Source organism: Aestuariivivens sediminis, assembly GCF_022662105.1.
GTDB lineage: Bacteria > Bacteroidota > Bacteroidia > Flavobacteriales > Flavobacteriaceae > Aestuariivivens > Aestuariivivens sediminis.
Map to the genome: position 1 here is coordinate 66,584 of NZ_JAKMCP010000006.1, position 24,567 is coordinate 91,150.

18 protein-coding genes are annotated in these 24,567 nt (G+C 34.0%); 7 read left to right on the forward strand and 11 right to left on the reverse strand.

Going from position 1 to position 24,567, the window contains the following annotated elements:
- Nucleotides 1-82: 82 nt before the first annotated feature.
- A complete protein-coding gene (locus MR054_RS14010) occupies nucleotides 83-1,558 on the forward strand; it encodes a TonB-dependent receptor (RefSeq protein ID WP_242158438.1) in 1,476 nt (491 codons plus the stop codon).
- A 59-nt stretch (nucleotides 1,559-1,617) separates the two neighbouring features.
- On the opposite strand, the gene bcp is transcribed toward MR054_RS14010, so the two are convergent.
- Nucleotides 1,618-2,076 (reverse strand): thioredoxin-dependent thiol peroxidase, encoded by a 459-nt coding sequence (gene bcp / locus MR054_RS14015; protein WP_242087154.1) that lies wholly within the window; start codon nucleotides 2,074-2,076, stop codon nucleotides 1,618-1,620.
- A gap of 109 nt (nucleotides 2,077-2,185) precedes the next feature.
- Between bcp and MR054_RS14020 the strand changes: the two genes are divergently transcribed.
- Complete coding sequence (locus MR054_RS14020) at nucleotides 2,186-2,848, forward strand: endonuclease III domain-containing protein (RefSeq protein ID WP_242158439.1); 663 nt, start codon at nucleotides 2,186-2,188, stop codon at nucleotides 2,846-2,848.
- 227 nt (nucleotides 2,849-3,075) lie between these two features.
- Here MR054_RS14020 and MR054_RS14025 read toward each other — a convergent pair whose 3' ends face one another.
- Complete coding sequence (locus MR054_RS14025; RefSeq protein ID WP_242087158.1) at nucleotides 3,076-3,660, reverse strand: RNA polymerase sigma factor; 585 nt, start codon at nucleotides 3,658-3,660, stop codon at nucleotides 3,076-3,078.
- Between the two features lie 346 nt (nucleotides 3,661-4,006).
- Between MR054_RS14025 and uvrA the strand changes: the two genes are divergently transcribed.
- Nucleotides 4,007-6,796 carry an excinuclease ABC subunit UvrA gene (uvrA, locus tag MR054_RS14030; RefSeq protein ID WP_242158440.1) on the forward strand — a complete coding sequence of 930 codons (2,790 nt, stop codon included), beginning with the start codon at nucleotides 4,007-4,009 and terminating at the stop codon, nucleotides 6,794-6,796.
- Nucleotides 6,797-6,820: 24 nt separating this feature from the next.
- Here the strand turns inward: uvrA and MR054_RS14035 are convergent, their stop codons facing one another.
- Nucleotides 6,821-7,894 (reverse strand): DUF3667 domain-containing protein, encoded by a 1,074-nt coding sequence (locus MR054_RS14035; RefSeq protein ID WP_242158441.1) that lies wholly within the window; start codon nucleotides 7,892-7,894, stop codon nucleotides 6,821-6,823.
- A gap of 254 nt (nucleotides 7,895-8,148) precedes the next feature.
- Between MR054_RS14035 and MR054_RS14040 the strand changes: the two genes are divergently transcribed.
- Entirely contained in the window at nucleotides 8,149-8,823 is a 675-nt protein-coding gene (locus tag MR054_RS14040; RefSeq protein WP_242158442.1) for a hypothetical protein, read from the forward strand.
- A gap of 83 nt (nucleotides 8,824-8,906) precedes the next feature.
- Here the strand turns inward: MR054_RS14040 and MR054_RS14045 are convergent, their stop codons facing one another.
- On the reverse strand, nucleotides 8,907-10,307 hold the full coding sequence (locus MR054_RS14045; RefSeq protein WP_242158444.1) for a Gfo/Idh/MocA family protein: 1,401 nt from the start codon (nucleotides 10,305-10,307) through the stop codon (nucleotides 8,907-8,909).
- A gap of 248 nt (nucleotides 10,308-10,555) precedes the next feature.
- On the opposite strand from MR054_RS14045, the gene MR054_RS14050 reads away from it, so the two are divergent.
- A complete protein-coding gene (locus MR054_RS14050; protein ID WP_242158445.1) occupies nucleotides 10,556-11,743 on the forward strand; it encodes a protein regulator of cytokinesis family protein in 1,188 nt (395 codons plus the stop codon).
- Nucleotides 11,744-11,814: 71 nt separating this feature from the next.
- On the opposite strand, the gene MR054_RS14055 is transcribed toward MR054_RS14050, so the two are convergent.
- The 4 genes from MR054_RS14055 to MR054_RS14070 are packed head-to-tail and all read right to left on the reverse strand — an operon-like array spanning nucleotide 11,815 to nucleotide 17,358.
- Nucleotides 11,815-13,278, reverse strand: coding sequence for a lipopolysaccharide biosynthesis protein (locus MR054_RS14055; protein WP_242158447.1), 1,464 nt, complete (start codon nucleotides 13,276-13,278; stop codon nucleotides 11,815-11,817).
- On the reverse strand, nucleotides 13,278-14,558 hold the full coding sequence (locus MR054_RS14060) for a glycosyltransferase family protein (protein WP_242158448.1): 1,281 nt from the start codon (nucleotides 14,556-14,558) through the stop codon (nucleotides 13,278-13,280). Before MR054_RS14060 ends, MR054_RS14055 begins: the two co-directional genes overlap by 1 nt.
- 24 nt (nucleotides 14,559-14,582) lie before the next feature.
- On the reverse strand, nucleotides 14,583-17,042 hold the full coding sequence (locus tag MR054_RS14065; protein WP_242158449.1) for a YfhO family protein: 2,460 nt from the start codon (nucleotides 17,040-17,042) through the stop codon (nucleotides 14,583-14,585).
- A gap of 31 nt (nucleotides 17,043-17,073) precedes the next feature.
- Nucleotides 17,074-17,358 (reverse strand): DUF4834 family protein, encoded by a 285-nt coding sequence (locus MR054_RS14070; RefSeq protein WP_242158450.1) that lies wholly within the window; start codon nucleotides 17,356-17,358, stop codon nucleotides 17,074-17,076.
- Nucleotides 17,359-17,519: 161 nt separating this feature from the next.
- On the opposite strand from MR054_RS14070, the gene MR054_RS14075 reads away from it, so the two are divergent.
- Complete coding sequence (locus tag MR054_RS14075; RefSeq protein WP_242158451.1) at nucleotides 17,520-18,518, forward strand: transporter; 999 nt, start codon at nucleotides 17,520-17,522, stop codon at nucleotides 18,516-18,518.
- Between the two features lie 7 nt (nucleotides 18,519-18,525).
- On the forward strand, nucleotides 18,526-19,647 hold the full coding sequence (locus MR054_RS14080) for a GTP cyclohydrolase (protein WP_242158452.1): 1,122 nt from the start codon (nucleotides 18,526-18,528) through the stop codon (nucleotides 19,645-19,647).
- Between the two features lie 41 nt (nucleotides 19,648-19,688).
- On the opposite strand, the gene capB is transcribed toward MR054_RS14080, so the two are convergent.
- The 3 genes from capB to MR054_RS14095 form a co-directional block, all read right to left on the reverse strand.
- On the reverse strand, nucleotides 19,689-20,948 hold the full coding sequence (capB, locus tag MR054_RS14085) for a cysteate-C-fatty acyltransferase (protein WP_242158453.1): 1,260 nt from the start codon (nucleotides 20,946-20,948) through the stop codon (nucleotides 19,689-19,691).
- A gap of 254 nt (nucleotides 20,949-21,202) precedes the next feature.
- Nucleotides 21,203-22,240, reverse strand: coding sequence for a cysteate synthase (capA, locus tag MR054_RS14090; RefSeq protein WP_242158454.1), 1,038 nt, complete (start codon nucleotides 22,238-22,240; stop codon nucleotides 21,203-21,205).
- A 164-nt stretch (nucleotides 22,241-22,404) separates the two neighbouring features.
- Nucleotides 22,405-24,471, reverse strand: a complete 2,067-nt coding sequence (locus MR054_RS14095; protein ID WP_420868350.1) for a S9 family peptidase — start codon at nucleotides 24,469-24,471, stop codon at nucleotides 22,405-22,407.
- Between the last annotated feature and the right edge of the window lie 96 nt (nucleotides 24,472-24,567).

A 24,567-nucleotide genomic window follows, 5' to 3' on the forward strand; every position in this document is an offset into this window, starting at 1 on the left:
TTTACAGACAAAAGTAAGTTTATTTTTTTGTTTACTACAGTTATTTAATACCTTTGTGATGTTAGTTCATAACCTATTTAGTATGGAGATTACCATAAAAGGAGATAAGGAATTTGATGACGTTCCTTCGTTAAAATCCAAAGCACTTCGAATAAATTTAAACGAAAACATTTACGGAACATTTGCTGAAATTGGGGCAGGTCAAGAAACCTGCCGGCATTTTTTTAGAGCTGGGGGTGCCTCCGGTACTATAGCGAAGGCAATGTCTGCCTATGACAAGGATTTTAGTGATGCCATTTATGGTGCTGAAGAAGATGGACGCTATGTAACGGAAGCTCGTTTGCGTAAAATGCTTATTCATGAAATGAATCTTATAGAAACTAGGTTAACCCGTGAAAAGAATCCAAATAAAATATTTTTTACCTATGCTAATACGGTTGCTACAATAGATTTTGCAAAACAATATAAAGGTCATGGTTGGGTTGGTATTAAGTATCAAGTTGAGGCAGGAGGTGGCTATAACGAGATTATCTTACACATACGTTTTAAAGAAACGGATGCAAGATTACAACAGGAGACTCTTGGTATTTTAGGCACAAACTTGATTTATGGTGCGTTTTATAAATACAATGAACCAAAAAAATTGCTCCGTTATTTATATGATCATTTAGACAAAGATCAGTTAGAAATTGATACCATAAACTTTTCTGGACCTGTATTTAAGAATGTGGACAACAGACTTATGAGCTTGCAATTGGTTAAAAATGGGATGACCGATGCAGTAATGTTTGGTCCAGACGGGACCAATGTATTACCTGCAAAAGTATTCTATAAAAAAAATATTTTGGCTTTACGAGGAAGTTTCAGGCCTGTGACAAAAGTAAATATGGCCATGTATGAGAAGTCATATCAAATGTTCACAAATGAAAATAAGGTAGATAAAGATAATACCGTGGTCGTGTTCGAAATTACACTTTCCAATCTAAGGGCGGAAGGAGAGATTGATGAACAGGATTTTATGGATCGAGCGGATTTACTATGTGCGTTGGGACAATCTGTGATGATATCAAACTTTCAGGAATATTATAAGGTCGTAGAATATTTTTCCAAGTATACGAAAGCTAGAATGGGTCTTGCTATGGGTGTAAGTAATTTGGTTGATATTTTTGATGAAAAGTATTATCGCCATTTAAGCGGAGGTATCCTCGAGGCTTTTGGTAAATTATTCTTCAAAGATCTTAAAGTCTATCTCTATCCAATGTTAGATCCAAAAACAGGAGAGCTTTTAAATAGTGATAATTTAAAAGTTTACCCAAGAATGAAAGAATTATACAAGTTCTTTAAATATAATGGTAAAGTAGTTGACATTGAGGATTACGATAAGAGCATCATGAATATTTTCTCCAGGGAAATCCTTGATATGATTGACAATGGAGAACGTGGTTGGGAAGACAAACTTCCAGAAGGCACCTCAGATCTTATCAAAGACTACCGCCTTTTTGGTTATACGCGTAAACCATTAAAACCTCTGTCCATTAAAAAAAGGATAAAAAATTAAACCCTTTGCTTAATTTCAAAGATCAAATTATAGTAAAAAAATAGACTTATCCCCGTTTTTCAATTATTGTCAAGAATCTGTTCGGCATGCTGTTTTGTTTTTACCTTATCGATAACGCGTTCAATAATACCGTTTTCATCTATAATAAAAGTAATGCGGTGTATGCCGTCAAACGCCCTACCCATAAATTTTTTAGGCCCCCAAACACCAAAAGCATTAATCACAGCTTTATCCGTATCTGCCAGTAAAGGAAACGGAAAGTTGAATTTCTTTTTAAAATTGGACTGCTTGCTCTCAGTATCTGCACTAACGCCTAAAATCTCATACCCTTCAGCCTTTAAAGCACTGTAATTATCCCTTAAATTACAGGCCTCTATCGTACAACCTGGAGTATTGGCTTTAGGGTAGAAAAATATCACCACCTTTTTGCCAAGGTAATTGGATAGTTTTACGGTATTTCCTTGTTCATCTTTGGTTTCGAAATCTGGAGCCTTATCCCCTGCTTTTAATGTATTCATCGTATGTATTATGTTTTTAAAAAGTCACTTAATTAATACTATTTTATAATAGAAACTCTTAATTAGGCATATTCTTATTTATTAACTTTGTTTGCTAAAATACAATTGTATGACCAAACAAGAAAGAATAAACTTTATTATTAGAACCTTAAAGGAACTATACCCTAAAATTCCTATTCCATTAAACCATAAAGATCCCTACACGCTATTAATTGCGGTTTTATTATCCGCTCAAAGTACTGATGCACGAGTTAATATAATCACACCTTTACTTTTTAAAAAGGCCGACAACCCCTATGATATGGTTAAACTTTCTGTGGATCAAATAAGGGATATTATTAAACCTGTTGGACTGTCTCCTATGAAAAGTAAAGGGATTCATGGCCTTTCAAAAATTCTAATAGAAGAACATAACGGACAAGTTCCAAAAAGTTTTGAGGCACTTGAGGCCTTACCTGCTGTTGGTCATAAAACTGCAAGCGTAGTTATGTCGCAGGCCTTTGGTATTCCTGCATTTCCTGTTGACACCCATATTCACCGTTTAATGTACAGATGGAACTTAAGTAATGGAAAAAGTGTTACTCAAACCGAGAAAGATGCAAAACGCCTATTCCCTAGAGAACTATGGAATGAATTACATTTGCAGATTATTTATTACGGAAGGGAATATTCACCGGCCAGAGGGTGGAATTTAGATCAAGACATTATTACTAAAACAGTTGGTCGAAAATCCGTAATAAACGCCTATTATAAATCCCAAAAAAAGTCCTGAAGATTATCAGGACTTTCCAAAGTTTAATTAAGAAAGGTTTCAAACTTTAATTTATTACAATTTATAACACTTAAAGCCTTTGAATAATTAAGAAGAAAATTAACCGTTTCTTCTTTCGGTTTCAGATCATTCACATTTTCAATTAATTCTTTAGAGTAAATTTTTGCCATTAATATTAATTTAAGGGTTGCTTAAACTAATAACGCTACTCCAATTACTTTATTGTATTAATTAGTTAAAACAATATTATGCTTATCTATTACCTTTCTCAAGTTAATGAGGGCATAACGCATTCTTCCTAAAGCGGTATTAATGCTAACCCCTGTTATTTCAGATATTTCCTTAAAGCTCATATCTTTATAAATCCGCATGACCAGTACTTCTTTTTGATCTTCCGGCAGCTCATCAACTAAACGTCTAACATCATTTTCTACTTGCTCTTTTATAATACGTTTTTCAGCATTTAATTCCCCATCACTCAATACAGAAAAAATACTGAAATCGTTACTGTTATCAAATTTTGGCATCCTATTATTCTTTCGAAAATAATCAATCACCAAATTATGGGAGATACGCATTACCCAAGGTAAAAACTTACCTTCCTCGTTGTAAGCCTTTCTTTTTAGGGTACGAATGACTTTTATGAATGTATCCTGAAAAATATCTTCAGCTACATCTCTGTCATAAACTTTGGAATAAATGAAACTATAAACTTTATTTTTGTGCCTTAATATTAAAATTTCTAACGCATTTTCATCACCGTTAATATAGTTATTAACTAGCGTTGCATCTGGAATAATTTTGTGCTGCATATCTATTACTTTTATTGCAAGAAGTCTCCTTCTGTGCTTGGGGTTTATGGTTTAAAAGTAATATTATGCGATAGGCAAGTGGTATTAAATTGATTAATAGACATTTCAAATATAGTAAGAATCCATTTTAAAAAACAATAATTAAGCTATTTTTTTGTGATTTTTTCCTAATTATCGGGTTTTACATCGATGAAATTAACCCTGAAAGTTTGCATAAATTCTTACTAACTTGTGTCTGTATATTAACATTAGAAGACGTTGCCATTCTTATCTTTTTAATTATTCTTAAAATTTTACCTGTAAAATACTTATAGTATCTTTGCAAGATTGTTTTCATTAACGGCCCATGAACACTGACATTCAAAGCATAGATTCTAAACAAAATATCATTATAAAAGGTGCTAAACTACATAACCTGAAAAATATTGATGTCGTTATACCAAGAAATCAATTAGTAGTTATTACAGGCTTATCGGGATCTGGTAAGTCGAGTTTAGCTTTTGATACACTGTATGCTGAAGGACAGCGACGTTATGTTGAGAGCCTGTCTAGTTATGCTCGTCAATTTTTGGGGCGTTTGAACAAACCCAAGGTTGATTTTATTAAAGGCATTGCCCCGGCCATAGCCATTGAACAAAAAGTAAATTCAACGAATCCACGATCTACTGTTGGAACAACTACTGAAATATATGATTATCTTAAATTATTATTTGCGAGGATTGGGAAGACTTTCTCTCCTATTTCAAACAAAGAGGTTAAAAAGGATACGGTTTCAGATGTTTTAAATTATGTGAAAATATTTCCTGAAAGCACGAAGTTACTACTCCTTGCCCCTATTCATTTAGAAAAAAACAGGACATTTTCTGATAAACTTAAGGCGCTTCAACAACAGGGCTATTCCAGAATTAAAGTGAATGATTTAGTTGTTAGAATGAGTGAGCTAACCAATGTTAAAGATTCTGACAGTGTTCATTTGGTTGTGGATAGAATTATAGTTAAAAATGAAGAAGATTTTTATAACAGGCTGGCTGATGCCATTCAAACTGCTTTCTACGAAGGAAAGGGAGAATGCATTATTGAAGCTTTAAATAATAACTCCAAACATCATTTTAGCAACAGGTTCGAACTTGATGGTATTAGCTTTTTAGATCCAAATATTCATTTATTTAGTTTTAACAACCCCTATGGTGCTTGTCCAAAGTGTGAAGGATATGGAGATATTATTGGTATAGATGAAGATCTGGTCGTGCCCAATACGGGTTTATCCATATATGAAGAAGCCATTTTCCCTTGGCGAGGTGAAAGCATGAGCTGGTACAAAAATCAGTTGGTTAATAACTCCCATAAATTCAATTTTCCTATACATAAACCCTATTTCGAACTTACAAAAGAACAGAAGCAACTCATTTGGGAGGGCAATGAATATTTTGAGGGCTTAAATTCATTTTTTACAGAATTAGAAGCTAAAGCCTATAAAATACAAAACAGGGTCATGTTGTCTCGCTATCGTGGTAAAACAAAGTGTAAAGTCTGTAGTGGTAAACGTTTGCGTACTGAAGCAAACTATGTAAAAATTGGTGGTGCCACCATTACAGATTTGGTAGAAATGCCATTGGATAAACTCGCGAGGTTTTTCAATCGGTTGGAACTTAATGATTATGATACTAAAATAGCGCGTCGTTTATTAAAAGAAATTAATAGCCGATTACGTTTTCTTAGTAATGTGGGGCTTGATTATTTAACGCTAAATCGGAAATCCAATACCCTATCCGGAGGAGAAAGTCAGCGTATTAATTTGGCCACCTCTCTGGGAAGCAGTTTAGTAGGTTCTATGTATATTTTAGATGAACCCAGCATAGGGCTTCATCCTAAAGATACAGAAAGGTTAATTTTAGTTTTAAAATCTCTACGTGATTTGGGAAACACCGTTATCGTTGTTGAACATGATGAAGATATAATGAAAGCTGCTGACACAATCATCGATATTGGTCCAGAAGCTGGTACTTTTGGGGGTAAGATTGTGGCCCAGGGTAATTACGATACTATTTTGAGTTCAAATTCATTAACTGCCAGATATTTAAACGGATATTTAAATATTAATATCCCCCAAACAAGACGGACTAGTAAATATTACGTTGACATTATTGGAGCAAGAGAAAATAATTTAAAAAACATAACTGTACGCTTTCCTCTTGGAATGTTAACTGTTATAACCGGGGTTTCTGGCAGTGGTAAAAGTACTCTCGTCAAAAAAATATTGTATCCTGCACTACAAAAAGAACTCACTGATTTTAGTGACAAAGCAGGCCAGTTTACTGCCATAGAAGGAAATTTTAGCAATGTCAAACTTATTGAGTTTGTGGATCAAAATCCTATAGGAAGGTCATCAAGGTCCAATCCCGTAACCTATATTAAGGCCTATGATGATATTCGAGCCCTTTTTGCTAATCAAAAATTAAGTAAGATTAGAAATTATCAAGCGAAGCATTTTTCATTTAATGTTGATGGTGGACGTTGTGAAACATGTAAAGGGGAAGGTGAAGTGACTATTGAAATGCAGTTTATGGCAGATGTGCACTTGGAATGTGAGACCTGTAAAGGGAAACGCTTTAAAAAAGAGGTTCTTGAAGTTACATTTGCCAACAAGACCATAGATGATATCTTAAATTTTACTATAGATGATGCCATATCATTTTTTGAATCCCATGATCAAGCTAAAATAAAAAATAAACTAAAACCTCTTCAAGATGTGGGGTTGGGTTATGTTACTCTCGGACAAAGTTCTTCCACGCTCTCCGGTGGTGAGGCTCAACGGATTAAACTGGCCTCATTTTTGGGCAAAGGTAGTAGTTCGGATAAGGCGCTTTTTATTTTTGACGAGCCTACCACAGGACTGCATTTTCACGATATTCAAAAATTACTGAAATCCCTTAATGCCCTTATTGAAAAGGGACATTCCGTTATTGTGATTGAACATAATTTAGAACTGATTAAATGTGCCGATTATATTGTAGACTTAGGGCCATCCGGAGGAGAACGTGGAGGTAATGTTGTTGCCTGCGGTACTCCAGAAGACATTATTAGGGTAAAAACTTCTGAAACGGGGAAATATTTAAAAGACAAACTTATTAATTAATTGTTCAGTCCCAATTAAACTTTTTCAGTAAAACAAAAAGGCAGTGGCCAAAATTACGATTAAAGCGGTTGGTACAATAAGGGACATATACAGGAAGGTTGTCATTCCAGCCTTAAAAAATGATATAAAATACCCCTGCTGATAAAATCGCTTCAATCCCAACCACAAATACACGAAGGTAGACAGCATGATAAGCCAATCTATGCTGTCCGGTATATCTATTATCCATTCGTTAACTGTTATAATAACGCCAAGTACAATAAATAGAAAAGAAAAATAATAAAAACTAAACACCAAATGGTGGGCAAATTGTCCGCGTCGCCAATATAACAATTTAAGAATGAAGGCAAATAATGGCAGCAAAAAGAATAGTGCTACCGGTATGCTATCAAAAAATGCCTGTACAATACCACCCCCCCTTTGTTTGTGGAACTTCAATAACTGCTTTAAAAATGTACGTTTGATGAATCCCGTATTTTCATCCATTCCAATGAATTTCAATTGTTCTTCTGTAGAAGCCCCGGCAGCATTTAAAGAATCCAATTTTTTAAGGTCATAAGTCAGATTGAATATGGTTTTTCTTGATGTGCTTGTGTTACTTTTTATGGTCGAGTCCAATGCTTTTAATTCATCTTTCGATAAGCCGGTTTTGATGTTAGGATTATTTAAAATCGGTGGAACCTCAGCTTTAGCAGCTATGGTGGAGTCTATACGCTTTATCTGAACAGAATCCACGGTATTGACGGATTCAAAACTCGTTTTAAGAGCCTTATCAACATTACTATTGTACTCCCTGACCTTAAACGAAAAAATAAAAAAGAAAACTACGGATACAAATAAATAAAATTGCGCAGGATGCAAATATTTAAGGCGTTTACCTGCTACAAATCGCTTGGGAATTAAACCTGGCTTAAAGATTAGCGGTAAAAAGCTCTTAAAAAACCTAGCATCAAATGAAAAGTAATTGCTTATGGTATTATAAAATAATACACTTACTGTGAGGTCTTCCTTCACTTGTTGCCCACAATAAGGACAAAAGTTAAAGGTTGCATCAAACTCCTGTTCACAATTTTTGCATGAGTCTTGATTGCTTTTCATTTAGTTTCATTAGTGCCATAAAATTAATAAAATTATTGTTTTATTTTACAACTAATTAAAAACCAATTTGTTTAACACCAATTCAAGATCATAGTTTAACATTTTGATAAAGAATAAATTAGCATGATAATTAATGTTAATATTTAGTTAATCATCTTTTCTGCAATTTTATTTGGCATACCTCTTGAAAATTAACAAGTATAGCGGAAGCCGAAAAGCTAAAAAAGAGTAGGGAAACTTAAAACTTATGAACTATGAAAAAAGCATTACTATTTTTTACCTTGTTGTCAATAGGATTGGTGACAGTATCAGCAACAAATTCCCTGGACCATAGTGTAGGACAGGTAACCATTAACTCATTTAATAACTTTTCAGAGCCTGTTGTTTTTATGGAACGTGGTGTTGAATTTTTAATTTTCCCCGATGGAAGTTTTGATTTTGATGCCAACAAATACCATTCATATAATGTTGATATTTACTATAAAAAACGTTCGAAGCGGGCCCATATTAATATGAATCACGTAGGGCCAAATGTTAATATGGGCTATACGCCTAACAGAAACAATGGTGTCTTTATTTCTAGAGATTTATTGGGAAGGGTAAGACGAGTCGATAATGTCCTTATAAATTACGACAGAACTGGAAAGGTTACCCGCATAGGCTCCGTCTTTATTACATATGGAAGAGGTAGAAACGGAACTTTAACACAAGTTGGGGGATTACATGTTAACTATAACCGTTGGGGTGAAATTGTAAGTTCCCATGGTCGTGTAAACCCTAATAATTATTGTAACATTTGTGGTGTTAACTCTTGCCATATGTCTCACTCAAGTGGAATTCACAGTCATGAGCATAATGATTGGAAGGATAATAATGATGCATATTACTATTACAAAGATAACGGCAAATCAAAAAAGCGAAAAAGATGATCACGTAATACACTCAGTTTTGAATGAAAACGCCCAATGGAATTTGGGCGTTTTCTTATTGTGCATGGACCACTTAACAAACGCTACTTAATGATGGTTAAGGGATGGGTTCTTTTCCATTCTCCTCTTGTAAAATCAGGAAAGACCTGAGGAGCACCGCCTTGTTCCACAGACCTTTCACTTAGTGGAGATACCGCACTCCAAAAACATCCTTCATACACATTTTGGTCAAGAGGTTCACCCTGTCTTAAACATTCTACTATTCTGAAGAGCATCATAAAATCCTTGCCTCCATGTCCCCCCATCTTTTCGGATAATTTTCCCAACCTCACATAAAGGGGATGTTCATATTTTTCATAAATTTTTTCTAAATGGTCCCCTTGGACCCAATTGTGGTGATCTTCAGTTACGCCTTCAACACCTCCTTCCAAAGAAACTCGCGTTGGAAAGCCTGCCAATGTCCCTTTAGTCCCTTGAATTAAATTATGCCTGGTATATGGTCTAGGGCTAGTCTCATCCCATTGAATCATAATAGTTCTTCCCATTGTTGTCTTAATAATTGAAGTATTTAAATCACCTCCGGTATAATTAATTTGATTCCATTTATGCGCCTTTGGAAAATTTTTTTCAGCAAAATATTTTCTTCCCAGTGCCAAGGTTGAAAAGGATACTATGCTACTAAAATTATCTTCTCCCCTAACTAAATTCATATATTGGGCTACAGGACCTAAGCCGTGAGTTGGGTATAAATTTCCATTTCTCTTCGCATAATGGTATGTTCGCCATGACCCGGTACCTCGATCCACATTATACATCTGCTCTCTCAAATCATGAATATAGGAGGCTTCGGCATGTAATAATTCGCCAATAACACCTTGTCGACACATATTTAAATAGAGGAGTTCTTCCCTACCATAATTTACATTTTCCATCATCATACAGTGTTTCTGGGTTTGCTCAGAGGCAAATACAATTTCCCACATTTCCTCCAAAGTAACTGCGATAGGAACTTCAATAAAGGCATGTGCCCCTTTTTTCATGGTAGCAATTGCCATTAGTGCATGATTATTCCAGTTTGTTGCTATAAAAACGGCATCCGGTTTAGTTTCCTCAAGCATCACTTTCCATTGATCTTCATCACCGTAATATGTCCCAATATGTTTATGCCTCAAACCTTTTCCTATATGAGTACATTTTACAGCTGAACTTTTGGCCAGGTCCTCATATAAATCACAAATGGCTATTATTTCAGTTCCCGCAATAGATGCTAATTGAATGGCATGACTACTGCCACGAGCTCCTACTCCAATGAGTGCAATTCGTACAGTATCCAACTTAGGGGCTTTAAATCCTCCCATATATCTGTCATTAGGTTCAAATAAAACATCATTACTTGAATAAGATGAAAATAATCTTCCTAAGGACATCCCTGCACCTGTAAGTGCGGTTTTCTTTATAAAGTTTCTGCGATCTATGTTTTTCATGGTGAATAAGTTTAACATGAGGTTTGTCTAGTCAATGAAATAAAATTTTTATCAAAAAATAGTGACTTATATTTGATTCCATTTTATTCGATTTTCAAAAGGAATAAGATAATCAGATTTCTTTTCGGTTATAATTTAAATAAACTAAAGCTTATTATCTTTTGGTTATCAATCAATTAACCTGTTATTTTTGTTTTGGCACGTTGTTTGTATTCAGTAGGTTGTATTCACAAGTAAAACGTTTAATTATGAAAAAATTAGCATTAATATTAGTTGGATTTCTCATGTTTGGGTTTACCACTAATGCAAAAACAACCTTAAGTAAAAATAGCAATTCATCATCAGTAATCTATGGTGGTTATGGTAATTCTTTCATATTTATAGAAGGTGGTATTGAATTTTCTGTATTTCCGGATGGGCAATTTGATTTCAATATCTTGCGTAACAACTCCCAATTAAGCGTATCAATTGGAGCCCCACATCTTAACATTAGTTTTAATTCTGGATATAATTACAACGCTTATGTGCAGTATGACGAATTTGGTGCTGTAATTCAAATAGAGAACATACCCATTTATTATGACTATTACGGCCGTATCATTCAGGCTGGAAATGTGAATATTCATTATAATAATTTTGGATATGTGTCACGATTAGGCGGTTTATATGTGCACTACAACAGGTACAATAGGTTTAGTCACTGTACCGGATTTATAAATGTTTATAACAGGCATTATGTCTATAGACCATGGCATCGTTATTATAGTATTCCCGCCAATGATTTTTGTGTAGTTTACAATAGACCATATCGACAATATTATACCCCGGTTAGGTATGTTTACAATAGACCATTCTACAACAATTATAGACCGCGAACTTCTGTTGCAACCAGAAGAGGAAGTGCAATTACTCGGAACCGAAATTATGCAACTGTTAACAGGAGTTCTAGGAACTTGACTCGTGTAAATAGAAATGCAAATACTTCGGATTCAAGAAGAAATTATAACGCGAATACGTCAATGGCAAATGGAAGAAATAGAAAAGATGTTACACCTAATTCAGCAAGTAATAATACCAATAGACGCTATTCAAGAAATACAAGTGATAATTCCCAAATAAATTATACTAAACACGCAGATAACAACGTTAGAAGAATAACGAGATCTAATGCCCAAAATAATTCGAGAATTAACTCCGGAGATCGTACTAGAAATAATTCTACAAATCGAAAACCAAATAGCTCTAATTTTCGTAATTATAACAGAGACATTACAAAATCTGTAAAGTCTAAAGTCACAAAAAGACCAATGGGAAATACATCCAGAACTTTTAAACATGATATTCCCGGATCTAGACAAAGTTCAAATCATAGAGTTACACAAAATAACAGTAGCTCAGACAATAAAAGTACAAGATCTATTAGAAGAAGATCTTAACCTCTTTGGTTGGTTAGTTGGAAAGCCCTGCGATAAGTTTGCCTCAAAGCAACATCGTGGGGTTTTCTCTTTTATTTCTTTAAAAGACCAAAGTATCTATTTAAAATATTTGATATATCGCTTGATAATTTAAATTGGTAAATCAGAGCTAAATATAATATACTTATAACTGTGGATTTAATAATAATGTTTAAAATTGTATGGAATGAAAAATCCCAGAAATAAAACACACAAAAAAATAATACAATAACGACACCAACTTTAAAAGTATCGGCCGTAAATGGAACTATTTTGAACCTAACTTTAACGAAAAATAGTTTGGCCGCATTGTAGGTTATCACGGAAATAAATGTTGCATATGCAGCACCAATAGTTCCAAATTTAGGTATAAACAACGTGTTTAACAGTATAGTTATTATGACCAATCCAACCCCTAAAGCCAATACCACCCGATAATAATCACTGTTAAATAATATGGCATTATTGTTGCCGAGGAGATTGTCAAAAAGTTTTGCCAAGCCTATTAGAAGAACTACAGTTATTCCTCCCTGATATTTTTCCGGAATTAAATGATAAAGTTCATTAATGTTTAATACTATTAGCAGAAAAATCAATCCGCTAATAATTAAAAGTGTTAAGGAACTTTTTTGATATAATAGTTTTAACTCAAGCTTGTTATGATCATTTAAAAATTTAGCAGTTAAAGGATTCGTAATTTGGTGCATTGCACGAGAAGGAACACCAATTACACTAGCAATATAAATGGCGACGGCATAGTATGCTACATTTTCAATTTCAATATATAGTCCTATCATAAACTTATCAATCTCTAAAATTATATTTGCTATAGAACCGGCTAGAATTATCAAAACAGAGTAGGTTAAAATAGACTTGATGTTAAGTAATCTTGAGAAACACATCACCGGGAACCTTAAACTGAAGGCATATAATGCCATGATAAGCATACGCACAAAATGTACAATTACTAGTGCGTAAATTAATTGTTCCACCGAAATTAAATTAAAATATAAGGCAAACAATAATAAAGTCGTACAAAGCCTATAAAAAATCTCTTTCATAAAATTTCCAAATACACTTTGCATATGTACTTTACTCCAAGCATAGAAGACCTCGAAGTAGGCTAATAAAATTGCCGTTATATAAATCACCCAAATGTAATCCTGAATAATACTGTTTTTAATGGTAAGCCAATGACTAATAGTTTCAAAACAGGCATACCCTATTAAACCAATCGGTAAGGCCACAAACATGGGTAAAATAAGCATCAAGGTTAAAAAACTATTTTGGGATTGACGTGTTTTATAAGAAGAATAAAACTTTACCATGGTGTTATGTACCCCAAAAGCCATTAGTGGCATCATTATGGCCGCTGTCGAAAATAAATACTGAATCAACCCAAAATAGGCATCACTTAAAAAATTTGTAAATAAAAACAGGACATTCACGCCTCCTATAAAAAACCCTATATAGGTAACAATGGTGTTTTTTATTGATTGTGATACTATTACTCCCATTAAATTAAATTAGATAGCGCTTTTGTTAACGATTTTCTGCTGTATTTTTGAAGACCTATCCCAAATGTTTGTAATGTTCCTTTTTCATAGGACTCAAAATAGTTTAGAATAACTTCTTTTAGAAGTTTGTCCTCAGAATATAAATAGTATTGGCCTGTATTAGTTTCCTTCAGTATGCGCTCTGTGTCAGATCCTTTCGGTCCCAAGGCAATAACTGGTCTATTGGAAACAATATATTCAAAAAGTTTTCCTGGGATAATTGACCTGGTCTCCTCGGAATCAATTTCAATAAGCAGTAATACTTGTGATTGCTTTTGAAACTTAATAGACTCTTTATGTGAAACATAACCAATGTTATTTAAATAATTAATTAAGTTATATTTGTTAATGGATTGCAAGACCTCTGCACTCACAATTCCAACTATATTCAATTGAAAATGACTAGCGAATGATTCATTTTCATCAATTAATTCACTTAAAACTTGCCAAAGTATCTCAGGGTTTCGTTTGGACAGTAAAGACCCTATATGCGACATGGTGAATTTTTTGTCTAAATTAATTTCAGTAACCGGTTCGTAATCAAATCCATTCGTAATTAATGCAATGGGATGCGTTGTAATAGATTCAAATTCAGATTTCAAGACTTGACTGGTAACAATGATTTGATCAGCTGCATTTAAGACTTCTTTCTCAAGGATTTTGTGCTTTTGCTTTGATCTATTTGTTAATTTCAATTGCTTTTGATATCCTATGGTAGTCCAGGGATCTCGAAAATCTGCGATCCACTTTATTTCTGTTGTATTTTTAAGTTTTAGACCGATAAGATGTAGACTGTGTGGTGGACCGGTAGTAATTACTGTTTTTATTTCACTCTTCTCTAAATAATCAACAAGGAACTTAACAGAAGGTTGCACCCATCCTACTCGGGCATCGGGAATATAACAGTTTCCACGAATATAAAGCATTAGCTTTTCCAGGAGATTCTGCTTTTTATGTTCGGAAATAAGGCCCCTACTAATCGTCGTCGTGGTCTTTTTAGAAAAAATGCTAGCCAATTTATAAGGCTCCTTAATCGGGTGCCTCAAAATAGTCAAGGTTTTTGATACTTCTGACACTAAAGTATTGTCTATAATGGGATAATGAGGATTTTCTGGAATGTAAACAACAGGTTCGATACCATAATCCGGTAAATATTTTACAAACTTCAACCAGCGTTGGACACCTGGTCCTCCTGCTGGTGGCCAATAATATGTAATTATTAAAACTTTTTTTTTGCCCATTACGGTCAATCCTAAGATGTTAGATCACCTATTTTTTGAAACTAAAAGTTTATTGGAATCTTTTTTAAGTTTATACAAAATGCCCCCTAACAACAGTAATACAAATAGAATAGAACTCATTAAGGTAATTTTACTTCCAGTTTTAACCACCTCGGGATCAAACTTAAATTCTATAATGTGGGTACCCTTTGGTATTTCCATGCCTCTTAATGTATAGTTAACACGAATATGTGATGATTCCTGTCCGTCAATAAAAGCTTTCCAACCATATCGATAATATATTTCAGAAAACACAGCAAAACCCTCATTTTTATTATTCGATCGATACTTCAAATAATTTGGCCGATGTGTTAATAACTGTATTGATGCAGTCGAATCCACCATGAATGATTTAAGTTCAGTCATTTCTTCATTCTGGTTTTTCGATACATTGCCAAAAGTATAAACTGCTTTGCTTTTTGTATCTAAACTATCTAAAATTAAAATTTCTTCATTCGCCGTATGTAATCGCTGAAGTTTTTTAACAAACCAAGCATTACCGTTAGCTTCATCGTTAAGATAGCTAAACGTATTGCCCTTTTCATCTTGAGCTATAATGTACTTGGTATTTAACATATTTAAGACATTCATATTGTTTTTTACAACATAAAAATCAAAAACATCTTCATATCGTCTTAATTTAGCTGCATGATACCCATTTAAGGAATTATGAAAGTAAGATGCTCTTGCTCCAGATGACGTTAAATCAAATACTCTAAAGTGCGTGGTGTCCTTAGCTATTTCTTTATCGGCCTCCAACATTTGGAAGGGGTACTTCACCTGTTTGGAAGATACAAAATCATCGTTATTAACATAACGCCTATCTACACCAACTAAATCAAACAATACAAGAAAACCAAATATCACAATAGCCCATTCTTGCTTTAGTTTTTCCTTTAAATAAGCAAAAATAACACTAGCTGAAAATAAGACTAAAATTAAGGAACGTAATGTATCAAGGGTGAAAACAGACTTTCTGTCCGCTTTTATCGCATCTACAAAATCCTGTCCATAATTTTGACGATAAAACGAATCATTGACACCGGAAAAATCAAATGACGACTTAAAAAGCAATAACATTATGGCCATACCTCCTGTAATACCAGCAGCATATTTTAAAGCCTGCCATTTGTCATTTTCATTTCGATTCGCTTTAAACAGATTAACCAATCCAAAAACGGCCATTACCGGTACACATAGTTCCAAAATAACCTGTATGGACGTTACCGCCCTAAACTTGTTGTACAGGGGGACATAATCAATAAAAAAATTGGTCAAAAATTCTAAGTTTTTGCCATAAGACAGTAATAGAGACAATACGGTACCTCCCACCAACCACCATTTGATTCGTCCCTTTACTAAAAATAACCCAATAACAAACAAAAATAGCACAACGGCTCCAACATAAGCAGGAGCTTCGACAATAGGCTGATCACCCCAATATAATGGTGCATGTTTTGATGCTTCAATCGCCTGACTTGGTGATGCTCCAAGTTTTCTATAGGCCTCATAAGTATGGGATTCTCGACCCATAGGCTCACCATTTCCTCCGCCTGTCAACCTTGGAACGAATAAATTCAAAGATTCTAAAATCCCATAACTGTATTGCGTAATATAATCCCGATCTAATCCATTGGTTATTTCTTTTGAAGATCCATCAGGGTTTATAGTTACCTCATTTTGACCTCGGGAACTTTCCTTAACATATTCTTGTGTCGCCAAAATAACCGAAGCATTTAAAGCCATTGACAAACCTACGGCAAAGATTAAAACACCAAGAGATTTAAAATAATTGAACAGTATCTTTTTTTTGTAAGCGTCAACCAAATAGGCTATACCCAAAACAAGGACTAACAGGAATAAATAATAAGTCATTTGAAAATGATTGGCTATTAACTCCAACCCCATGGCAATAACAGTCCATAAAAACCCAAAAATATATTTCTTTTGAAATGTTAATATAATACCACTTAAAACTAATGGCATGTATGCGATAGCATGGGCCTTACTATTATGGCCAACGCCTAAAATTATAATTAAGTAGGTTGAAAACCCAAAGGCAATAGCTCCAATTATCGAAGTTTTCCAATCCACACCAAGAACCAATAATAAGAGGTAAAACCCTAAAAGATACAGAAATAAATAATCAGCTGGTCGTGGTAAAAATCGAAGCGCCAAATCCAGTTTTTTAATATAATTATGGGGGTATTTTGCTCCTAACTGATAGGTTGGCATACCACCAAAGGCGCTATTGGTCCAATAAGTTTCCTCTCCTGTAACTTCCCTGAAATCTGTTTGTTGTTTGGACATGCCTATGAATTGCATGATATCACTTTGGAAAATGGATTTTCCTTTTAATACAGGATTAAAATAAGCTAAGGAAAGCATTATAAACCCTAATACCACTAAAAGGTGTGGAAGTATTTTTTTTAAAGAAAATGTCATAAAAGTGTTTTAGTGACTATGGATGGGGAAATTAATCAATTTCTTCGTAATCCACATAGTCCCCAACATCTTTATTGGACGTCTTTGTGTTAGGCATTTTATCAATAGTCACTTCACCTTCCTTTTTTGGGTGTTCTTGTTGATCCTTTTTTTGAAATTGCCCAAATTGATCCCCAAATTGTTGTTCCGCTTTTTTGGAGACATATTTAATTAAAAAGGGAGCTAGTAGGCGTCCTAATATTTTTATTCCGAAATAGATGAGTAGAATAATCAGGATCATTCTTACCAATCCAGTTACAGAAGCTTCTTGTAGCATATATGTTCTTTTAAAACAAAAATACAATTCTATTGACTTAAAAACTGTTTATAAATGATAAAAAAAGTATAAAATATCTATATTTGAGAACGCGTTATTAGCTTATTCAATGATAATTTTCATCAATTAAGCCTATAAAACACAATCTAAAATCAATAACTATGAGGCCTTTCCAATCTACTATAAATTTAATTTTTATTTTGTTAAGTACTTTTATTTATGCCCAGTATACCGATGTTATAAATTCTAATAGGCCCGGCGTATCAAGGAGTGCTTTTTCGGTGGGCACCAATGTACTTCAGTTTGAGGTTGGCCCCTATATTATTAATGAAAAACGCACGCCTGCATTAAGAACAAAGGTTGATGGTTTTGGTGTTGATTTTGCTGCTCGTTATGGAATTCTATGGGAAGAATTAGAATTGAATATTGAGGGAACTTATCAAAATGACAAAAAAACGTATTATTCGAGCATTCCTTTTGAAGAAGACCGGTCCAATTTCAAGCATGTTACTTTAGGTGCGAAATATTTAATTTATGACCCCTATAAAAATGCTAATGACAAACCTAATCTTTACAGCTGGAAAGCAAATCATAGATTTAAATGGCGTTCTTTGATTCCAGCGGTATCTGTATATGCAGGTGCAAATTATGATACCAAAAACAACCCATATACTGCAGCGGATATCGAAGGTTTTAGTCCCAAAGTTATCCTGGCAACACAAAACAATTTCTCCGGGGGCTGGGTTTTTGTAGTAAATTTAATAAAAGATAGAATTGGAACGGATCAGTCTGATTTTCAATATATTTTCACATTAACACATTCCTTTAATCCACAATGGGTTATTTTTGGTGAAACGCAAGGTATTAAAAGCGATTTTTATGCAGACAACCTTTTTCGGGTTGGTGGTGCATACTTATGGAGTCCAAACTTTCAATTGGATACTGCAATAACTTTTAATTCAAAAGATACACCAGCAGTATTTAGTTTTAATTTTGGAGCATCCTATAGATTTGATTTTCATGAAGATAAGGATCAGGAGAATATTGAAAATGGTGGTTCTGCCATGGAAGTAGACCGTAGATCTAAACGCAAAAGATCAAAAGAAGGATCTGATTCCATTATTGAAAAACAAAAACGACGTTCAATAGATTTCGATTAATTGCTCTATGATAACACTAAAAGAAGTTCAAAGCAAAAAGGATTTAAAAGCATTTGTTAAGTTTCCCTTTACCTTATACAAAGACTCTGAAAATTGGGTCCCCCCAATTATAAGTCAAGAAATGAAAACCTTTGACAAAACGGAAAATCCAGTTTTTAAAGATGCTGAGGCTCAATTATTCTTGGCTTACAGGAATGATGAAATTGTTGGTAGAATTGCGGCAATAATGAATTTTATCGAGATTAAAGAACAAAATCAAAAAAAGATGCGCTTTGGATGGTTCGACTTTATAGATGATTTTGAAGTATCACAAGCGTTGTTAAATAAAGTAGAAGAAATAGGTAGACAAAATAACTTAGAATATACTGAAGGACCTGTTGGTTTTTCTAATTTAGATAAAGTTGGGTTACTCACAGAAGGTTTTGATTCCATGGGACCCATGATAACTTGGTATAATCACCCGTATTACCGCAAGCATTATGAATCTGAGAATTATATTATAGAAAAGGAATACTCTGAGAGTAAATTTGATTTCAAAAATGTAAATCCAGATACCTTTATGAAAGCGAATGAACTTATAAAAAGACGCTATCAAATTGAAGCTTTGAACTTTAAGAAAACAAAAGAAGTTATGCCTTACGTTGACAGGATGTTTGATCTGTTTAATGAATCTTATTCTTCATTGTCTTCTTTTGTTGCTATCAATGACATACAAAAAGCCTATTTCAAAAAGAAGTTTATAAGTTTTGTAAACCCAGAATATATCAAATTTATAATAGATAAAGATGATAATTTAATTGGTTTTGCTATTGTAATGCCAGCTTTTTCTAAAACCCTTCAAAAAATAAAAGGCAAGCTCTTTCCTTTTGGATTTTTACATATTTTACATGCCAAGAAACACAGTAAAGATGTAATTTTTTATTTGATTGGGATCCGTCCGGACTATCAGCATAAAGGAGTTCACGCTGTGATCTTTAATGAGTATTACAAAGTATTTACGGAAAAAGGGATTAAAACATGTTATAGAACTCCAGAACTTGAAGATAATATAGCAATCCATCAAATATGGAAACACTTCTCCCCCGTTGTCTATAAACGTCGCAAGACATTTAAGAAAACTTTAATTTAAAACATAATTCTTAACTGAATTTTCGATCTAATTAAAAAGTATTAATCTCCCATCGCGGCCATAACCGCTGCTGACAATCGCCTATATGTGCCGTTATCAAGACGTTCCCTGATAGCCTCAAATGCATCTAAGGTTTCCTCGACATCTTGAATTGTATGCGTAGCAGTTGGAATCATTCTTAGTAAAATCAACCCTTTAGGGATTACCGGATAAACGACAATAGAACAGAAGATTCCATAATTTTCTCTTAAATCTTTAACTAATGCCATAGCCTCAGGGATACTACCTTTTAAATACACTGGAGTCACACAACTTTGAGTAGTTCCTATATCAAAACCTCGCGCCTTTAAGCCAGACTGCAAAGCGTTAACAATAGTCCATAGATTTTCCTTTAACTCCGGCATAGTTCTTAACATGTCCAAACGTTTTAATGCGCCAACAACTAATTGCATCTGTAATGATTTAGCGAACATTTGGGACCGTAAATTATATTTTAAATAGTCTATAATTTCTTGATCTCCAGCAATAAAAGCTCCCGTACTTGCCATAGATTTAGCAAAAGTAGCAAAATACACATCTATATCATCCTGGATGCCTTGCTCCTCTCCTGCACCTGCTCCTGTGGCACCTAAAGTTCCAAAACCATGAGCATCATCAACAAACAATCTAAATTTAAATTTCTTTTTTAATGCGGCAATTTCCTTTAAACGTCCTTGTTCCCCACGCATACCAAAAACACCTTCAGAAATGACTAAAATACCGCCACCAGTCTGTTCTGCCATTTTAGTGGCACGTTCAAGATTTTTTTCTAAACTTTCAACGTCATTGTGTTTATAAGTAAATCGTTTACCTATATGTAACCGTACCCCATCAATAATACAAGCATGTGCATCGACATCATAAACAATAATATCATCTTTAGCTACCAAGGCATCAATGGTAGATACCATACCCTGATACCCAAAGTTTAAAAGATATGCGGCTTCTTTTTTAACAAAGGCAGCCAATTCATCTTGAAGTTTTTCGTGTAGATCTGTATGACCAGACATCATTCTTGCTCCCATAGGATATGCTGATCCATATTGAGCTGCTGCTTGGGCATCTACTTTTCGAACTTCAGGGTGATTTGCAAGTCCTAAATAATCATTAATACTCCAGGTAATAACTTCTTTTCCCTGGAATTTCATCCGGTTGGAAATTTCTCCTTCTAACTTTGGAAACACAAAATATCCTTCAGCCTGTGAAGCCCATTTCCCTAATGGCCCCTTATCTTTGTAAATTTTATCAAATAAATCTTTCATTTATTTTAACTATTATTGCTATTAATTACAAGGCAAAGTCCTTAAACTTTTACTGTGTGAACATTTCATAACCAAATGTGAGACAATATTCCCATTTATTTAAAAACTTTCAGACCTCAGTTCAATCCGCAAAATTAAATATTTAAATGGTTTGAGCATAATTTTTTAATGGACAATTAATTTGGAAATAAAAAGAGATAACATATTGCAGAAACAATACAGGTTACCTCCTTATCAACGTTTAATTATTTCGACTATTTTATATACTGGATCTTTTCTGTTACTTCATTCATACTATCAAAGAACCCTTGTTCACTCATCCATTTATCACTGTAAATTTTACTCATATATCGCGAACCATGATCTGGAAAAATGACAACCACTTGATCCTCTTTTTTAAACTTTCCTAAATCATTTAATTGTTTAACTGCCTGCATTACGGCTCCTGAGGTATACCCAACAAATAGGCCTTCTGTTTTTGCAACAGCACGTGCCGTATGGGCACTATCTTCGTCTGTAACTTTTATGAATTCATCAATAATATCAAAATCTGTAGCAGAAGGTATCAAATTTTTACCCAATCCCTCAATTCGGTATGGATAAATTTCCTTTTCATCAAATTCCTTAGTTTGGTGATATTTTTTGATAACGGAACCAAAAGCATCTACACCTAACACTTTAATATTCGGGTTTTGCTCCTTTAAATATCTTGCCGTACCAGAAATGGTACCTCCAGTTCCACTGCAAGCCACTAAATGGGTAATTTTACCCCGGGTTTGTTGCCAAATTTCAGGGCCCGTACTGTAGTAATGTGCATCAATATTTAATTCATTAAAATATTGGTTTATGTAAACAGATCCCTTTATTTCCTCATGTAAACGTTTAGCGACTTGATAATACGACCTGGGATCGTCTGCTTTAACATGGGCCGGACAAACATAAACCTTAGCCCCCATGGTTTTTAGCATATCAATTTTATCTGCTGAAGATTTCGAGCTTACAGCCAGTACACAATTGTAACCCTTAATTATGCTCACCATGGCAATACTAAATCCAGTATTACCTGATGTGGTTTCAATAATTGTATCACCGGGTTTTAAAACTCCTTGTTTTTCAGCTTCTTCAATAATATAAAGTGCTATCCTGTCTTTTGATGAGTTACCTGGATTAAAAGATTCTACTTTAGCGAAGTAACTCCCTTTGAAGTCTGCGGTAAATTTATTAAGTCTTACGAGAGGTGTCTGACCAACTAAATCTAAGACGCTATCATAAACTTGGTTGCTATGTTTCATTAGTTCGTTTTACTGTTCTAAAAACAATATATAAATTAACATAAATTTCTTTAAAAAAAGAAATGTTTCAGTCTTGTTAAATTCATAAACACTTTTAGAGAGCCATATTTTTTCACAAAATAAATATAAGCTAAAACCATGCAAAAATAGTACATTTTTTTTTATTAGTTGTTTATTCCTTCCAAATCTAATAAAAAAGCATACTCCAAAGCGACCTCTTTTAAGCTTTCAAATCTTCCAGAAGCGCCTCCATGACCAGAATCCATATCAATATTAAAAAGCAATTTATTGTTATCTCTTTTCAATGCCCTAAGCTTCGCTACCCATTTGGCCGGTTCCCAATATTGCACTTGTGAATCATGAAAACCAGTGGTTACTAACAAATTCGGATAAGATTTAGCTTCTATATTATCGTAGGGGGAATACGATTTCATATAATGATAATACGCTTCATCGTTTGGGTTTCCCCATTCATCATATTCACCAGTTGTTAATGGAATAGTATCATCTAACATAGTTGTCACGACATCAACGAAAGGTACAGCGGCCAAAACGCCATGGTATAGTTCTGGATTACTATTTATGACCGCCCCAATTAGTAGCCCTCCTGCCGAACCACCATAAGCATACAGATGTTCTTTTGAAGTGTATTTCTGTTCTATTAAATGTGTTGAACAATCAATAAAATCGAAAAATGTATTTTTCTTATGCAGCAATTTTCCGTTTTCATACCAATTTCGTCCTAAATATTCACCACCACGTACATGTGAGATGGCATAAATAAACCCCCTATCCAACAAACTTAATCGAATACTTGAAAACGACGGGTCAATGGTTGAACCATATGATCCATATGCATATTGTAACAATGGATTCTTTCCATCGCGTTTAATTCCTTTTCTGTAAACCAATGAGATAGGAATTTTAACGCCATCGCGTGCAGTGGCCCAAATACGTTCGGATGTATAATTTTCTTTTTTAAAGGAGCCACCTAGTACTTCTTGTTCTTTCTTAACTTCACTTTGTTTTGTATTTAAATTATAGTCAATAATTGCACTGGGTGAAGTCAAAGAGTTAAATCCATAACGCAGTAAATCACTATCAAAATCGGGGTTATTACCGATATAAAGGGTATAGGTTTCACTTTTAAAAGGAATATAATAATCCTCAATTCCGTTCCAGCTCATTATTCGCAATCGGTTTAATCCATTTTCCCGTTCATTAATAACGATATAATTCTTGAAAATTTCTATGTCTTCTATCAAAACATTATCCCGATATGGAATAACCTCTTGCCAGTTTTCCTTTTGGGTTAGACGTTCGTTAGTTTTTAATAACTTAAAATTAGTGGCGCCATCACAATTGGCTATAATGAAGAAATGGTCGCCATAATGTGAAATGCTATAATCCAATTCTCTAATTCGTTCCTGAAATACCTTAAAAGACTTATTTGGGGTATTGGCATCAAGAAAACGATATTCTGAAGTTAATGTGCTTGACGAACCTATAACAATATATTTTCTAGATTTCGTTTTATATACAAAGATGTTAAACGTTTCATCTTGTTCATGGTACACTTCTAAATCTTCTTCGTTGGAATGCAATACATGCTTGAAGATTTTATGAGAACGCAAAGTTAGCTCATCTTTACGAGCGTAAAACAATGTTCTATTATCGTTAGCCCATGTAGCATTTCCAGTAGTATTTTCAATTTTATCCGGATAAATTTCTCCCGTTTTCAAATTTTTAATTTGAATGGTGTACTGTCTTCTACTCACCAAATCTGTGGAAAAAGCTGCCATAGTATTGTCCGGGCTAATCGAAATTCCACCTAAATTAAAATAGACTTGATCCTTGGCCATATCATTACAATCGAACAGGATCTCTTCCTGAGCATCCAAGGTGTCTTTTTTTCTAGAAAAAATCGGGTAATCCTTTCCTACTTCATAACGGGTTATATACCAATAGCCATTCAGTTTATATGGTACTGTCGTATCGTCTTCTTTTATGCGACCTCGCATTTCTTCAAAAAGTGCTGTTTGAAACCTTTCCGTATGTTTCATAACGCTCTTGGTGTACTCGTTTTCCGCATTTAAATACGCTATCACTTCTTCATTGTCTCTATTCCTTAGCCAATAGTAGTTGTCTATTCTAACATCATTATGAATTTTAAGTTCTTTTGGTATTTTTTTAGCAATTGGTGGTTTTGGATCCATTGTTTTCATATTCATGACTTTCTCTCCTGGAGAAGAAATTGCAAAAATAAAACTTAGTGATAGAATTATGAGGATGTTTTTAATTTTTCATGAGAAAAAACAATACATTAC